At 53.5% G+C, this 15,524-nt stretch carries 13 protein-coding genes; 12 read left to right on the forward strand and 1 reads right to left on the reverse strand.

The window, feature by feature from the left end; genetic code table 11:
* The first annotated feature begins 37 nt into the window (after positions 1-37).
* The 3 genes from FQV30_RS01735 to FQV30_RS01745 all read left to right on the forward strand — a co-directional run bounded on the left by FQV30_RS01735 (position 38) and on the right by FQV30_RS01745 (position 3,060).
* On the forward strand, positions 38-988 hold the full coding sequence (locus FQV30_RS01735) for a ribose-phosphate diphosphokinase (protein WP_370512347.1): 951 nt from the start codon (positions 38-40) through the stop codon (positions 986-988).
* Positions 989-1,215: 227 nt separating this feature from the next.
* Positions 1,216-2,166 (forward strand): ribose-phosphate diphosphokinase, encoded by a 951-nt coding sequence (locus FQV30_RS01740; RefSeq protein WP_146498423.1) that lies wholly within the window; start codon positions 1,216-1,218, stop codon positions 2,164-2,166.
* A gap of 171 nt (positions 2,167-2,337) precedes the next feature.
* Positions 2,338-3,060 carry a YwaF family protein gene (locus FQV30_RS01745; RefSeq protein ID WP_146498424.1) on the forward strand — a complete coding sequence of 241 codons (723 nt, stop codon included), beginning with the start codon at positions 2,338-2,340 and terminating at the stop codon, positions 3,058-3,060.
* 380 nt (positions 3,061-3,440) lie between these two features.
* Here FQV30_RS01745 and FQV30_RS01750 read toward each other — a convergent pair whose 3' ends face one another.
* A complete protein-coding gene (locus tag FQV30_RS01750) occupies positions 3,441-4,460 on the reverse strand; it encodes a LacI family DNA-binding transcriptional regulator (RefSeq protein ID WP_146498425.1) in 1,020 nt (339 codons plus the stop codon).
* Between the two features lie 341 nt (positions 4,461-4,801).
* On the opposite strand from FQV30_RS01750, the gene FQV30_RS01755 reads away from it, so the two are divergent.
* From FQV30_RS01755 to pgmB, 9 genes are all read left to right on the forward strand, one after another.
* On the forward strand, positions 4,802-6,502 hold the full coding sequence (locus tag FQV30_RS01755; protein WP_146498426.1) for an alpha-amylase family glycosyl hydrolase: 1,701 nt from the start codon (positions 4,802-4,804) through the stop codon (positions 6,500-6,502).
* Positions 6,499-7,791 carry an ABC transporter substrate-binding protein gene (locus tag FQV30_RS01760; RefSeq protein ID WP_146498427.1) on the forward strand — a complete coding sequence of 431 codons (1,293 nt, stop codon included), beginning with the start codon at positions 6,499-6,501 and terminating at the stop codon, positions 7,789-7,791. Before FQV30_RS01755 ends, FQV30_RS01760 begins: the two co-directional genes overlap by 4 nt.
* 99 nt (positions 7,792-7,890) lie before the next feature.
* The gene (locus tag FQV30_RS01765) at positions 7,891-8,772 is read left to right on the forward strand and encodes a carbohydrate ABC transporter permease (RefSeq protein WP_146498428.1); all 882 of its coding nucleotides are present in this window, start codon (positions 7,891-7,893) and stop codon (positions 8,770-8,772) included.
* Complete coding sequence (locus tag FQV30_RS01770; RefSeq protein WP_146498429.1) at positions 8,765-9,613, forward strand: carbohydrate ABC transporter permease; 849 nt, start codon at positions 8,765-8,767, stop codon at positions 9,611-9,613. The genes FQV30_RS01765 and FQV30_RS01770 overlap by 8 nt, the downstream gene beginning before the upstream one ends.
* Positions 9,614-9,638: 25 nt before the next feature.
* Positions 9,639-10,730, forward strand: a complete 1,092-nt coding sequence (locus FQV30_RS01775; protein ID WP_146498430.1) for a zinc-dependent alcohol dehydrogenase — start codon at positions 9,639-9,641, stop codon at positions 10,728-10,730.
* An 18-nt stretch (positions 10,731-10,748) separates the two neighbouring features.
* Positions 10,749-11,543 (forward strand): sugar phosphate isomerase/epimerase family protein, encoded by a 795-nt coding sequence (locus tag FQV30_RS01780; protein WP_146498431.1) that lies wholly within the window; start codon positions 10,749-10,751, stop codon positions 11,541-11,543.
* Positions 11,544-11,561: 18 nt separating this feature from the next.
* Positions 11,562-12,599 (forward strand): Gfo/Idh/MocA family protein, encoded by a 1,038-nt coding sequence (locus tag FQV30_RS01785; protein WP_146498432.1) that lies wholly within the window; start codon positions 11,562-11,564, stop codon positions 12,597-12,599.
* A complete protein-coding gene (locus FQV30_RS01790) occupies positions 12,596-14,842 on the forward strand; it encodes a glycoside hydrolase family 65 protein (RefSeq protein ID WP_146498433.1) in 2,247 nt (748 codons plus the stop codon). Before FQV30_RS01785 ends, FQV30_RS01790 begins: the two co-directional genes overlap by 4 nt.
* 4 nt (positions 14,843-14,846) lie before the next feature.
* Positions 14,847-15,521 carry a beta-phosphoglucomutase gene (gene pgmB, locus FQV30_RS01795; protein WP_146498434.1) on the forward strand — a complete coding sequence of 225 codons (675 nt, stop codon included), beginning with the start codon at positions 14,847-14,849 and terminating at the stop codon, positions 15,519-15,521.
* Positions 15,522-15,524: the final 3 nt, after the last annotated feature.

Here is a 15,524-nt window from a genome sequence, read left to right on the forward strand (position 1 = left end):
GGGGTTGACAATCTGTTTTACCATGGGGGGTTCCAAATTGCCTTATCAATTAGGTCGGAATTTTAAGATTTTCTCGTTGAATTCGAATCCGGAACTGGCAAAGGAAGTTGCGGATATTTTGGGCTGCAGGCTCGGTGAATGCTCGGTCACCCGGTTCAGTGACGGGGAAATTCAGATTAATATCGAAGAAAGTGTCCGGGGGATGGAAGTTTATATGATCCAGTCGACTTCCCAGTCGGCGAACGAACACATCATGGAACTCCTGATTATGATCGATGCCTTGAAGCGGGCGTCGGCAAAGACCATCAACGTGGTCATTCCGTATTACGGCTATGCGCGCCAGGACCGGAAAGCGAGTTCGCGTGAGCCTATCACGGCGAAGCTGGTCGCCAACATGCTGGAAACGGCCGGCGCGACCCGCATCATCACGTTGGACCTCCATGCGCCGCAAATCCAGGGTTTTTTTGATATACCGGTGGACCAGCTGTACGGAGGGACGATCCTGGCCGACTATTTCCAGAACAAAGCACTTGAAGATGCGGTGGTCGTGGCTCCGGACAACGGGGGACTCGGGCGGGCCCGCAAGCTCGCGAGCCATTTGGACGTTCCGCTCGGCTTTCTCGATAAACGCCAGCCGGAACCGGGTGCTCCGGAAGAGATCAAAGTTGTCGGGGACATCAAAGGAAAGAACACGATCATCATCGTCGATATCATCGATACCGCGAACACGATTACCTTGGCTGCCAAGGTCTTGATTGAAGAGGGCGCGAAAGCGGTTTATGCCTGCTGCACCCATCCGGTCTTGTCCGGAGAATCCGTAAAAAAAATCGAAGCGGCCCCGATCACGGAGCTTGTGGTGACCAACACCATCCAAGTATCGGAGGAAAAACGCATTCCGAAACTCACCATTCTTTCCATCGCCGCTTTGCTTGCCGAAGCGATCGAGCGTGTGCACAACGAAAAATCGGTGAGCCCATTGTTCGAATAACCAAGCATTCCGTACCGAAGCGGGACGCCGATAAATGGCGTCCCGCTTTTTTCTGCCGATATGAGCGGAAATAAAGAACAGAATTCGACAATTGCTCACATTTCGCCCGCTGAATGGATAAAAACGGCTTGTTCCTGTAGACACTCCACCGGAACTTGGTTTACTATCAATAAGGATGCTTTTTTTAATGTTTATGATAAATACGATTTAACTTGGGGGCCAGCACATTGTCTTATCAATTGAACGGGGATTTCAAACTTTTTACGTTGAATTCAAATCCGGAATTAGCAAAAGAAGTGGCTGAAATATTAGGCTGCGAAATCGGCAAAAGTTCTGTCACGCGCTTCAGTGATGGGGAAATCCAGATCAACATCGAAGAAAGCGTACGGGGCAGTGAAGTATATTTGATCCAATCGACTTCCCAATCGGGAAATGAACATATTATGGAACTTCTTATCATGATCGATGCGCTAAGACGTGTATCGGCAAAAACGATCAACATCGTCATTCCGTATTACGGCTATGCGCGCCAGGACCGGAAAGCGCGTTCACGCGAACCGATCACGGCGAAACTGGTTGCGAACTTGCTGGAAACGGCGGGAGCGGACCGCATCATCACGATGGACCTTCATGCACCGCAGATCCAAGGATTCTTTGATATGCCTGTGGACCAGCTGCTTGGCGTTCCGATCTTGTCCGACTATTTCGAGGCGAAAGAATTGGAAGACCTGGTCATCGTGGCACCGGACAACGGCGGATTGGTGAGAGCGCGTAAAATGGCCAGCCGATTGAATGTGCCGCTTGCGTTTATCGACAAGCGCCGTCCGAAGCCGAACGTTGCGGAAATCATGAACATTGTCGGGGAGATTGAAGGCAAGAACGCGATCATCATCGACGATTTGATCGACACTGCAGGCACCATCACGCTTGCGGCCAATGCGCTGAAGGAAAAAGGCGCAAAAGCGGTCTTCGCTTGCTGTACACACCCGGTCTTGTCCGGTCCGGCAATCAGCCGCATCCAAGACTCGGCAATCGAGGAATTGGTCATCACCAACACAATCGCATTGCCGGAAGAAAAGCGCATTTCAAAAATCACGACTTTATCTGTCGCGCCGCTATTGGCTGATGCGATTGAGCGGGTCCATAACGATGTATCCGTAAGTCCTTTGTTCGAATAAAATTCTACAATACATGAAGACGATAGAAGAGACGGCGTTTTGGCAGAAAGTTTGCCAGGACGCCGTTTTTTAGATGTGGAAGACGCGCCGGAAGGGTGCTAAAATTTAACTTGAAATAAAGTGCGTGCAAGCGGGAAAGCAAATGGGCCAGAGGGTCGGGAGGAGTTGCCAGTGGAGCGGTTTTGGAGTGAAGATGCGGCGTTCTTGCGGCCATTCGATGTGAATCACTGGATGTATATCGCGGTCTTGCTGGCGGTGTTCATCCTGTTGGTCCGGAAAAAAGCCTATATCCGCGAAAACAGCAAGAAGATAAGCATGATAGTGCTCGGTGTCTCGTTGTTTCAGCAAATACTGTTGTATACGTGGTACTCCTTTGAAACAGGCTTTCATCCGTCCGTATCGCTGCCGCTCCACATATCGCGGATCTCGACCCTGCTAGGCATGGTCTACCTATTGACGAAAAGCGCAAAAGTGATGGACATCCTGTTCTACTTCAGCCTTTTCGCATACGGATCTTTCCTTTACCCGATGCGCGTCTATGCCATCGAGCACGTTATGGGCCAATCGTTTCTCATCAACCATATCATTACGTTATTGTTGCCTTACTATGCGCACATGGCCTACGGCTGGAAGCCTGCGCCTTACAGCTTTTTGAAAGCCTACGGTGCTTTTCTCGTTTATTTCGCCGGAGTGCTCATCGTCAATCCGCTCGTCGACGGCAATTACTTCTATTTGAAATACCGGCCGTTCTTCACGGAGTGGCCGGAAGGGGCTTATAACGCAACGATCCTTGTGGTGGTGTTTGCCGGATACTGGCTGGCGTATCAGATTGCGCTGCGCTTGACGGAGAAGGACCATCCGCCATTAAGTAAACAAATGTCGGAGAGAAGATGATTAAAAAGAGCACCTCCTTAGGAAGTGCTCTTTTACAGTTTATTGAGGAACTTATACTTATCATTGAATGGAAACGGATATCGCCCTTGCTGTCCTGCTGGCGTCGTCGCTGTTTTGCTTTATAGCCAAAGTTATAGTGGCAAAGAGGAAACAAACAATTGTCCCGGAATATTTACCCCTTCTTCCTTTCTAAACAGGCTATGCAGAATGAAGCGGAAGGCGGCGACTCTTGCGGGAAAAGCGGGAGTCCTGAGACCCCGCAGGAAGCGCAAGCGACTGAGGAGGCTCAGGCCACGCCCCGCGGAAAGCGTCCGCCAGGAGCAAAATGAACAGTTATAAACTATTGATTTTCCTGTTTATAGATAAGCAGGTCTAATCTTCTATCCCGTAACCGCAGCCACCGATGCCCCTTTGATGTTCTCGGTCGGCAGGATGACTTTTGCAGGCGTCGCAGCACTTCCTTTAATCTTCGAGAACAAGAGCTCCGTGCCGGTCTCGCCGAGCTGCCGTATCGGGATCTCCATGCTCGTCAGCGACGGGAACAGGAACTGCGACAAGTTGGAATTGCTGAAGCCGATGACGGACATATCGGCCGGGATGCGGACGTTTTCCTCCGTGAACGCGCGGTAGACGCTGATGACTTTGAGGTCGTCCGTCGCGAATACGGCTGTCGGCCGGTCGGAAAGTTCAAGCAGTCCTTTTGCCGCTTTGTACGCTTCCCCGATCGTGTAGCCGCTGTTTCGGATCCACTGTTTCTTGGGTTTCAGGCCGTTTGCTTCCATGCAGTCGCGGTAGCCGTTGAAGCGGTCGATTGCCACATTATAGTCGAACGGCGAGTGGAGGCAGGCGATCTTTTCGTGCCCCTGGTCGATCAGGAACTGCGTCTGCGCATAGCTGTCCCGGTAGTTGTCGGTGTCGACGCTGAAAATGTTTGTGTAATCGCCGGTGACTTTTCCGATGACGACGGCGGGTATGCCAAAGACGTCGAGCTGCTGCAGCAGTTTTTCGTTCGTCGGGGACGACAGGATGATGATGCCTTTGATCATTTTCTCCCTGATTTTCTTGATGCACTTTTTCAGCTCATCCTGGTTGTTTTGCGACGTCTGCAGGATGACGTCGAAATGTTCTTCCTCCGCTTTTCTGGAAATGGAATTGAGGATTTCCGAAAAGAACGGGTTGTCGACGATCGTTGCGCTTGAGCGCGAGATGACGAGTATGGCGTCAAAGCCGGTCGACAGGGAGCGGGCGAGCTTGTTGGGATGATAGTTCAAATCCTTGATGGCATTTAGGACACGTTCCCTTGCTTCTTCTGAGATGTTCTGCTGGTTGTTCAGGACCCGGGAGACGGTCGACTTGGAGACATTGGCCGCGCGGGCGATGTCATAAATAGTAGGAGCCATAGGAGTTCCTTCCTTTATTCGTTTTTGATTTATGTAGAAAGCGCTCTCACATCCGCTTTCAAATGAGGCGTATCCGTCGGAGCCGAATGCTCCGTCCGGAATATGCCTTTTTGGTGGAGCTGGTATGTATCGGTGCCGTTTTCAGCTCTTTTATCTTAAGCGAAAGGGATGGGAAAATCTAGATTTTCGGCTGGAAAGGGTTTGACAGAAAACTCTTTCTATTATATATTTGGAGCGTGGGAGCGCTCCCAATCAAATATATACCATTTTTAAGGATTAGCATACATAAAAGTTTTAATTTTTTCAACAGAATGAAAGCGCTATCAGAAAGGGGGCTCCCGATGGACCGGATCAGAGAACGCCTGTCCTTTATATACGGAAGCGAGGAAAGCGAAAAAGCATACACGCGCATCCTTGCGTCGATGGAGAAGACGAAAGCGAAAGCGCTGCGCCCGCGGAAGCAAGCATGGGACGAAAAAGATGTCGTCCTGATCACGTACGGCGACCAATTCCAGGAAGAAGGCACGCCGACGCTCCAGACCTTGAAGAAGATGTACGACCGCTATTTGGCGGACAAGTTCGGTATCGTCCACATCCTGCCGTTTTATCCCTATTCCTCGGATGACGGATTCTCGGTCATCGACTATAGGAAGGTGGATCCGGCCATGGGCGGCTGGAGCGATATCCAGGAGCTGTCGGAGTCCGCGAGCATTATGTTCGATGATGTCTGCAACCACATTTCCGCAAGAAGCGAGTGGTTCCAGGAATACTTGAACAACAACCCGAAATACGCCGGATTTTTTGTCGAAGCGGACCCGGCGGCAGACTTGAGCGGAGTGACGCGTCCCCGGGCGCTGCCCCTCCTGACGCCATTCCGTTTGGCGAACGGCGAGGAAAAGCACTTCTGGACGACGTTCAGCGCCGACCAGATCGACTTGAACTTCGCAAATCCCGACGTCTTGGCGGAAATGGTCGATGTCCTGCTGTTTTATATCGAGCAGGGGGCGGAATACATACGGCTCGATGCCATCGGCTTTATGTGGAAAGAAATTGGCACCACATGCATCCACCATGAAAAGACGCACGAAATCGTCAAGCTGTTCCGCGATATCGTGGACAGCGTGGCAAAAGGGACGGTGCTCATCACCGAAACGAATGTGCCACATAAGGACAATGTGTCCTATTTCGGGAATGGCCGCGACGAAGCGCATATGGTCTATCAGTTCCCGCTGCCGCCGCTCGTCCTGTATTCCATCCATAACGGCAATACGCGTGCTTTGACGGAATGGGCGAAAGGCTTGCCAGAAACCAATCCGGATACGACGTTCTACAATTTCCTCGCTTCCCATGACGGCATCGGCGTTAATCCGATCCGGGGCATCATCCCGGAAAAGGAAATCGTCGGCATGGTGGAAGCATTGAAGGAAGAAGGCGCGCTCGTCAATTACAAAAAGACCGGGACGGGCGAAGACATCCCGTATGAGATCAACGTGACGTACTTTGACGCCCTGAACAAACGGGGCGACAGCGACAGCTTGTGCATCAAGCGCTTTTTGGCGGCCCATTCGGTGCTTCTGGCGCTGCCTGGCGTTCCGGCGGTCTATATCCAAAGCATACTGGGCTCTGTCAACGATTACGAAGGGGTCAGAAAAACCGGCGCGAACCGCTCCATCAACCGCCAGAAATTCAGGTTCGATGAAATCGGGCGGGAACTTTCAACAGGGGGCACAAGAAGAAACCGGGTGTTTACGGAACTGACGGACATCATCAAGGTTCGGAGAGCGGAAGCCCTGTTCCATCCGAACGTGCCGATGCAGGTGGAGGATTTCGGGGATGCGGTGTTTGCCTTCTCAAGAACGAACGGCGGCAACGGCTCGCTCCTGATCCTCAACAACCTGACAAACAGGGAGGCGGCGGTGCCGCTGGGCGGCAGGTTCCTTAATATAATCACACAAGAGGCATTGGAAGTGGAGAATGGCTTTACGCTCGGCCCGTACCAGTTTTTATGGCTGAAACCAATTCAAGAGGAGGAGAACAAATGATCAAAAAAACGTTCGGTTTATTCGGAGTCCTGGGATTGTCGGCAACGCTCGCGGCTTGCGGCGGCGGAGGGGAAACAAGTGAGGACGGCTCGGTATCGATCGAATTCATGCACTCGCAGGTGGAGCAGGACCGCATAACGGTCATCAATGACATCATCGAGAAATTTGAAGCGGCGAACCCGGACATCCAAGTGGAGCCGGTGCCGGTCGAAGAAGATGCCTACAACACGAAAATCGTGACGCTGGCGAGCGCCGGTGAACTGCCGGAAGTGATTGAAGTCGGACAGGATTACGCGCGGGTCATGGACAAAGACCAATTGATCGACAAAGAAGCGGTGCAGACCGTCATCGATGGAGTCGGCGCCGATAACTTCTATGAAGGCGCCCTGAAACTGCTTGGCACGGAAGATGGCAGCGGCTATACCGGCATGCCGATCCATGGATGGGTCCAGGGCATCTGGTACGACAAGGAAAAGCTTGAAGCGGAAGGATTCGCCGAGCCGGAATCATGGGACGATGTCCTTGAAGTGGCCAAAGCCTTCACGGAAGGCAAAAACTATGGAATCGCCATTCCGACGGTCGAAGGCGGATTTTCCGAGCAGGCCTTCTCCCAGTTCGCCCTTTCCAACAACGCGAACGTCTTGGATGCGCAAGGCGAGCTGACGCTGAACACACCGGAAATGCAGGAAGCGCTGCAGTTCTATAAAGACTTGTCGCAGTACACCATGCCGGGTTCGAATGACGTAACGGAAGTGAACGATGCGTTCATGAACGGCACAGTTCCGATGGCCATCTATTCCACATACATTCTTCCGGGCGTTTTTGAACAAGGCAATGCGGAAAACATCGGCTTTGCGATTCCGGCCAACAAAACCCAGGCAGTCTACGGCACGGCCTCCGCTCTGACGATTGCAGCGGGCTTGGAAGATGCGCAAAAAGAAGCGGCCCAGAAATTCGTGACGTTCATGGCGGAGCCGGAAAACATGACGGATTGGGTCTTGATGTCCCCGGGCGGCGCCCAGCCGGTCAGCAATCTGGTTACGGAGAGCGAAGCGTACAAGTCCAACGAAGTGGTGCAGGCGTTCGGCGACCTTTCCACTGAAATCGCCAATTCGTTCAATGAAATCCAGGTGTTCGGGCTTGTGGACGGCAAGAACTTCCTGAAGATGGGCGACATCTCAAGTTCAGGGGAAATCCCTAAAATGATCAACGGCGTAACCGTCGGCGAACAGGATGTCGAAGAAGCCCTCACGACAGCGGAAAGCAACATCCAAAAAGTTCTTCAATAAGTTGTTCTATACAGCTAAACCAGGGGATGCCATTCGGACATCCCCTTATTCTTTCAAATAAGGTGCGTTTTTGACGGCACCGGATATTAGGGGGAGACCATGAAGAAGAAAGCCAGGAAAAAAACCGACAACAAGCTAGCGGCCGTTTTGCTTTTCCCGAGCATCGCATTGATCTTGCTGCTTGTCGCGTATCCGATGGTTTCGAATTTCCAGATCAGTTTTTTCGAGCAGTCGATCAACCCGAACATAGACCCGACGTTTATCGGCTTTGAAAATTACACGGCTATCCTGACGGACGCCGAGTTTTTGAAAAGCCTCGGCATTACTTTCCTTTATACTTTTCTGACGGTGGTCGGCAGCACGATAGTGGGCCTCGCCGTCGCGATTTTCTTCAACCGGCCATTCATGTTCCGGAAAATCTCGCGCGCCCTTATCATCGCCTCTTATGTGGCGCCGACGATTTCGCTCGTGTTCGCCTGGAAGTATATGTTCAACAACAACTACGGCATCATCAATTATTTGACTGTGGATGTGCTTCATCTCTTCGACCAGGCGCCGCTTTGGTTCGACCGGCCGACAAGCAGCTTCATCCTTGTCGTCTTGTTTGCGATCTGGCGCTATTTCCCGTATGCGTTCATTTCGTTCCTAGCGATTTTGCAGACGATCGACAATACGCTGTACGAAGCGGCTGAGATCGACGGCGCTTCGGCTTGGCAGAAGTTCAAAGTGGTGACGCTGCCGGCGATCATGCCGGTCCTGATCATTGTCGCGACGCTGCGCGCGATTTGGCAGTTCTATACGTTCGAGGATGTCTTCCTGCTGACGAACCAAGTCAACACGCTCGGGATTTACCTGTACCAGACGGCGTTTGCCTTCAACGACCTTGGCAAGGCTGCGTCCATTTCGGTGATCCTGTTCCTCATTTTGTTTGCGGTAATTTTGATTACGAGAAAGCGGGTGAATGCAAATGGCAATGGCTAGCAGCAAGAAAGACCGTACGACGAGAAAAATCCTTTTCTATATCGGGCTCGCATTCGTTCTGGCCGGCTCGCTGTTCCCATTCTTCATCATGTTCATGACAAGCGTGAAAAGCACGTCGGAAGCCATCGCGCAGACGCCGACGCTGCTTCCGAAAATCTGGACCATTGATCATTATGCGGACATCTTCAATCCGGAATTGTTCCCTTACGTTACGTATTTCATCAACAGCATGGTCGTGTCGCTGATTGTCGCGGTCATTTCGGTCGCCTTTTCGATTTTCGGCGCCTATGCCATGTCGAAGCTGAAGTTTTTCGGGCGCACGACCATCAATTCCAGTTTCTATGTCGTCTATATGTTTTCGGGGCTCCTGCTGATTGTCCCGCTGTTCAAGATCATCTCGAGCCTCGGCTTGTACAACACGAAAACGGCGCTGACGATTGCGCTGATCGTCCAGACGCTGCCGGCGGCTATATTCATGCTGAAAAGCTATTTTGACACCATTCCCGCCGACATCGAGGAAGCCGCGATGATCGATGGCTTGAACCGGGTGCAGATCATTTTCTACATCATCATGCCGCTGTCGATTTCCGGGATCATTTCCGTGTTTGTCTATGCGTTCATGATCGCTTGGAACGATTTCCTGTTTGCGTCGGTGTTCTTATCAAGTTCCGAGAACTTCACCTTGCCGATCGGCTTGAACGCCTTGTTCAGCACGCCGGATTATGTGTGGGGACGCATGATGGCCGCGTCGATCGTTACGGCATTGCCGGTCATCATCATGTACGGCATCTCCGAGCGCTTTATCAAAGGCGGCGCGGTCGAAGGCGGAGTAAAAGGCTAAACCAAAAAAGGAGCGTTTGTTTTCAATGAAAAAGTTAGTGGCAGTCAAACCGAGAGTGGCAGCATTGATCGAATACGAAGAACGTCCGATCCAGCCATGGGAAGTGAAGATCGCGGTGAAAGAAGCCTCACCGAAGCACGGCACCGAAGTGGCGGATTTCCGGGGGCAGACCCCGTTTATCGAAGAGGAATTCTCGGAGGAGTGGCGCATGTTCATGCCGCGGAAGGAAGGAGCCAAAGGCCTTGTCTTCGGCGAGATGCCGCTTGGCAACATGATCGTCGGGAAAATCGTCGAAGTGGGCGATGAAGTGGCCGACTATGAAATCGGGGATATGGTCTGCACCTACGGGCCGGTCATGGAAACGGTCATCGTCGACGGCGTCGACAACCACCGCCTCCGCAAAATGCCGGAAGGCGCAAAATGGCAGAACGCGGTCTGTTACGACCCCGCACAATTCGCATTATCCGGCGTCCGGGACGCCAATGTCCGTGCCGGAGACTATGCAGTGATTGTAGGGCTTGGCGCCATCGGGCAGATCGCTGTCCAATTGGCAAAAAAAGCGGGGGCGAGCATCGTCATTGCCGTTGACCCGATCGCCCACCGGCGAAAAGTCGCGCTTCGCAACGGAGCGGACCACGCGCTCGACCCGACTGCGGTTGACGTCGGGTTCGAAATCAAAAAACTGACGAACAAAGTCGGGGCAGACGCCATCATCGAAACGAGCGGCAACGCGGCGGCCCTCCAAGGATCCCTGAAAGGCATCGCTTACGGCGGCACCATTTCCTATGTCGCTTTCGGAAAATCGTTTCCGGAAGGCCTGAACTTCGGGCGCGAAGCACATTTCAACAACGCGAAAATCGTCTTTTCCCGCGCGGCAAGCGAACCGAATCCGGATTATCCGCGGTGGAACCGCAAGCGGATCGAAGACACGTGCTGGGAACTGTTGATGAACGGCTATATCAACTGCGAAGACATTATCGACCCGATTGTTCCTTTCCAGGACAGCGCGGACGCATACGTGAAATATGTCGACCAAAATCCGGAATTGAGCATCAAGATGGGCGTGGAGCTGGAAAAAGGCTCTGTCCATCATCCGAAAACTGTACCCGAAGCTTGACCATGAGGAGGAAAAGGGATGAAACTTGGCACACAAAACCAGCCGTTCTTTCCTGAGAAGATTGGCGAGAAATTCCGCGTCATCAAGGAGATGGGCTTTGACGGATTTGAGATCGACGGCAAGCTGCTGGTCGACAATCTTGATGAAGTGAAAAGGGCCGTTGAGGAAACCGGCCTTCCGGTCGCCAGCGCATGCGGCGGCTATGACGGCTGGATCGGCGATTTTAACGAGGAAAAGCGGCTGAACGGCTTGAACGAAATCAAAGAGATTCTCAAAGCGCTGCAGCAGGTCGGCGGAAAAGGCATTGTCGTACCGGCTGCCTGGGGCCAGTTCTCCTACCGCCTGCCGCCGTTGGAGCCGCCAAGGGATGAAGAAGGGGACCGGGATGCCATCAACCGCTCGCTCGCTTTTCTGAATGAGGCGGCGGAGGAAACGGGGACGGTCATTTACCTGGAGCCCCTGAACCGCTATGAGGACCATATGATCAATACGGTGGCGGACGCGAGGCGCTATGTTGAATCGAACGGGTTTGAACGGATCCAGGTTATCGCCGACTTTTACCATATGAACATCGAAGAAGACGATATGGCGGAGACGCTGCACGCCAACCGCGATGTGATCGGGCATATTCACTTGGCCGACAACCAGCGGTTCCAGCCGGGAAGCGGCTCGCTTGATTTCAAGCGCTTGTTCGAAGGGTTGAAGAAAGACGGTTATTCGGGCTATTTGACGCTTGAATGCCGTGTGAAAGGCGAAAACCTGGAGGAGCAGTACAGGGAGTCGGCCGAGTTTTTGAGAAAAGCGCTAGCGTAGGCTAAAGGAGAATGCCCGTTGGAAAAGAAAAAAGCAGTGATCATCGGCGGGGGGAACATCGCGGAAGCGGTCCATGTCCCGCATTACCGGGAACAGAAAGCGATTGAAGTCGTGGCGGTGTTAGGGAGAAACGCGGAACGTGTGCAGGCGTTTGCGGAACGGAACGCCATCCCCCGGTTCTATACCGATGCGGATGAGATGTATGCGGTGGAAAATCCTGATATTGCCAGCGTCTGCACGCCGAACAGCTTCCATTATGCGGCCGTCATGAAAGCGCTGGAAAATGGCTGCCATGTGCTTTGCGAAAAGCCGCCGGCGATTTCCGCGGACGAAGCGTGGAAGATGCACCAAGCGGCCAAAGCGCGCAGCCTGGTGCTTGCCTATAATTTTCATAACCGCTTTGCGGAAGATGTGAAAATCATCCGGGAAAAAGCGGCGGCCGGATTGCTTGGCGACATCTACGTCACGAAAGTCCAGGCGCTGCGCCGGAGCGGCATCCCGGGCTGGGGGTATTTCACCAATAAGGAATTGCAGGGCGGCGGTCCGCTGATCGACATCGGCGTCCATATGCTTGATGCCGCCATGTATGTGCTCGGTTTTCCCGCGGTCAAAAGGGTCACGGCCAAGCAGTTCCAGAAAATCGGCACCCAAAAATCCAGCGGCTCCTTCGGTGAATGGGATCCCCAAAAATACGAAGTGGAGGATTCGCTTTTCGGTTTCATCGAGCTTGAAGGGGGCGGCTTGCTTCAGATTGAAACTTCATTCGCGCTCCACATCAAGGAAGACTCCATCATGAATGCCGCATTTATGGGGGACCAGGCAGGCGCCACGCTATTTCCGGCCCATATCCATACGGACAGGGACGGGAAGCTGGTCACCCTCTACCAAAAAAACCAAGCTGATCCGGAGTGCCAGCGCAAAAGCATGGCAGCGTTCATCGACAACTGTTTGGGCAAGGAAGCCATGATCGCGGACGGCGAACAGGGATTTCTCATCCAGCAGATCGTCGAGGCGCTGTACAGGTCAGCTGAAAAGGGTGAAAGCGTATCGCTATGACAGGAAAACGAACACTGGCCGAAACGGAATTCGATGTGCAGTACATGAAAAAGTATGGCAGCCTGATGGCGCAGGGAAACGGCTACTTGGGCATGCGCGCAGCGAACGAGGAAGCATACACCGAGCAGACGCGCGGCCTGTATATTGCGGGCATCTACAACAAGGCCGGAGCGGGCGAGGCATCCGATCTTGTCAACTTGCCGGATCTGGCAGGCATGCGCATCAAGATCGACGGAACCGTCTTTTCGCTTCTGGACGGGGAAATCTGCTATTACCGCCGGCAGCTGGATTTGTCGGGCGGGGAACTGCGCCGGCAGATCCTCTGGAAAAACAGGGAAGGTGCGAGATTCCACCTGCTGTTCCAGCGCTTTGTTTCGAAAGCCGACCTGCATGTGCTCGCCTCCAAAGTCACCATCACGAGCCTCGACAAAGACGCGGAAGTGGAAGTGGCCAGCGGCATCGACGCCCAGCAGACCAATTTCGGCCGGCAGCACCTGGCCGAAAGGGCGGTCCGGGTATTTGATGAAGAAGTGATGATGGGCAGCTATGAAACGGGCGAATCAGGGCACAGAATCGCCGCAGCCGCCATTTTCCGCTGCGATAAAAGGGCTGTCCGCAGTTTCACCGCCAAAAACCGGCAGCTGCTGCAGACGGTGAAACTGAAGATCGAAGACGGGAAACCATATGAGTTTGAAAAGATTTCCGCGCTCTATACTTCGCTTGACCGGGACTTGGAAGGACAGGAACCGGAAGAGGCGTGCGTCCTGAAGGGGCGGGAAGCCGCGAAAGCCGGCTACAAGGCCTTGTTCGCGGCGTCAAGCGCCGAATGGCAGGCGTTTTGGCAGCGGAAGCAAGTGAAGATCGCTTCAAGGGATCCGTTTGACCAGTTCGCGCTCGACTTCGCGCTTTACCACCTGGAAATCATGGCGCCATCGCACGATGAGCGCTTCAGCGTCGGTGCGAAAGGGCTGACGGGGGAAGGGTATAAAGGCCATGTGTTCTGGGATTCCGAGATTTTCATCTTGCCGTTCCATTTGTTCACCGAACCCGAAACGGCCCGGAAACTGCTGCGCTACCGGTATCTGAAGCTAGAAGGCGCAAAAGGCAAGGCGGCCCAAAACGGTTATGAGGGGGCGTTGTTCCCGTGGGAAAGCGCGTTTTCCGGACGGGAAGAGACGCCGGAGTTCGCGGCCATCAACATCCGGACGGGGGAACGCCAGCGGGTCGCGTCGCCCCTTGCCGAGCACCACATCGCAGCGGACATCGCCTATGCCACGGTCCAGTATTACGAAGCGACAACAGATGAAGCGTTCATGAAGAAAGAGGGCTTGGCGCTTTTGAAGGAAACCGCCCGGTTCTGGATAAGCCGGGCAACGGATGAAGGCGGCCGGCTGTCGCTGAAAGATGTCATCGGGCCGGATGAGTACACGGAGCACGTGGACAACAATGCGTTCACCAATCATATGGCGCACTACAACGTCAAACAGGCGCTCAGGTTCATGGCTCAGTTCGGAGAGGAAGAGGAAGCGTTCAAGCGGCGGGCCGAGGATTTTTTGGACCGGCTGTATTTGCCGGAAGCGGACCGGGAGGGGCTGATTCCACAGGATGACACCTTTTTGTCGCTGCCGGAAATCGACCTTGCAAAATACAAGGAGCATCAGGGCAGCCAAGGGATTCTGCTCGATTATTCACGAAAAGAAGTGAACGATATGCAGATCCTCAAGCAGGCGGATGTTGTCATGCTTCTGTATTTGTTCCCGGATCTGGTCCCGCCGGAAACGGCGCTCCGGAACCTGGAGTATTACGAATACCGCACGATCCACGATTCGTCGCTGAGCAAAGCCATCCACGCGATTGTGGCAGTCCGGTGCGGCCAGGCGGAGTCCGCTTACCGCTTTTTTCAGGAAGCGTGCGAAATCGACTTGGGACCGGACCCGAATTCGTCGGATGAAGGCCTCCACAGCGCTGCGCTCGGCGCCCTGTGGCTCGTCACCGTCTTCGGCTTCGCCAATATCAGGGCTGGCGGCGGCGTGTTGAGCCTTGCGCCGAAGCTTCCGGAGCAGTGGACGGAACTCGCTTTCCCCCTTGTATACCGGGGCCGGCGGCTGGAACTTGTGTTGTCGCATGAAAAGCTCAGCTTCACGAAGCTTTCCGGCCCGAGCATGCGCATCTCGGTTTCAGGGGAAGAATTCCTGTTGGAAGACCGCTTGGAAATAACGACTGTTCAGTTGGAAGGGAAGTAGCGGAATGAAAAAATTAGACGCAGTGGTGTTTGACTTGGACGGCGTGATCACGGACACCGCGCATTTTCATTTTTTGGCGTGGAAAAAGCTGGCGGAGGAACTGGGAATTCCGTTTGATGAAGCGTTCAATGAAAAGCTGAAAGGCATTAGCCGGATGGACTCGCTCGATCTCATCCTTCACAACGGCAATCAGCAGGACCGCTTCACCGATCAGGAAAAAGAAGAGATGGCCGACCGGAAAAACCGCCATTACCAGGAATTGCTGAAGAAACTGGGCCCGGACGATATCCTGCCGGGGATTCTGGAATTGATCGCCGAGATCAAGGGAGAAGGACTGCCGATCGCCATTGCGTCGGTTTCAAAAAACGCCCAAACGGTCCTGGAAGCGCTGGATCTGGAAACTGCGTTCGACTATGTGGTGGACGCAGCCACTGTCCGAAATTCAAAGCCGGATCCGGAGATTTTCCTGACTGCCTGCGAAAAGCTTGGCGCGTTGCCGGAGCACTCGATCGGGATTGAAGATGCCCTTGCCGGAATTGCGGCGATCAAAGCGGGCGGGATGTTCGCGGTAGGCGTCGGCCCTGCATTGGACGGTGCGGATTACCGGGTCGACACTACTGCTGAACTGGACTGGGGCCGCATCAAAAAAGCATATGAAAATTTTTCACCCGGTCTTTAAGGG

This window comes from Planomicrobium sp. CPCC 101110, assembly GCF_007859395.1.
Lineage (GTDB): Bacteria > Bacillota > Bacilli > Bacillales_A > Planococcaceae > Planococcus.

Coding starts and splice junctions, on each gene's coding strand:
- FQV30_RS01750 (WP_146498425.1), bottom strand. CDS start 4,460: ATGGCTCCTACTATTTATGACATCGCCCGCGCGGCCAATGTCTCCAAG.
- FQV30_RS01755 (WP_146498426.1), top strand. CDS start 4,802: ATGGACCGGATCAGAGAACGCCTGTCCTTTATATACGGAAGCGAGGAA.
- FQV30_RS01760 (WP_146498427.1), top strand. CDS start 6,499: ATGATCAAAAAAACGTTCGGTTTATTCGGAGTCCTGGGATTGTCGGCA.
- FQV30_RS01765 (WP_146498428.1), top strand. CDS start 7,891: ATGAAGAAGAAAGCCAGGAAAAAAACCGACAACAAGCTAGCGGCCGTT.
- FQV30_RS01770 (WP_146498429.1), top strand. CDS start 8,765: ATGGCTAGCAGCAAGAAAGACCGTACGACGAGAAAAATCCTTTTCTAT.
- FQV30_RS01775 (WP_146498430.1), top strand. CDS start 9,639: ATGAAAAAGTTAGTGGCAGTCAAACCGAGAGTGGCAGCATTGATCGAA.
- FQV30_RS01780 (WP_146498431.1), top strand. CDS start 10,749: ATGAAACTTGGCACACAAAACCAGCCGTTCTTTCCTGAGAAGATTGGC.
- FQV30_RS01790 (WP_146498433.1), top strand. CDS start 12,596: ATGACAGGAAAACGAACACTGGCCGAAACGGAATTCGATGTGCAGTAC.
- pgmB (WP_146498434.1), top strand. CDS start 14,847: ATGAAAAAATTAGACGCAGTGGTGTTTGACTTGGACGGCGTGATCACG.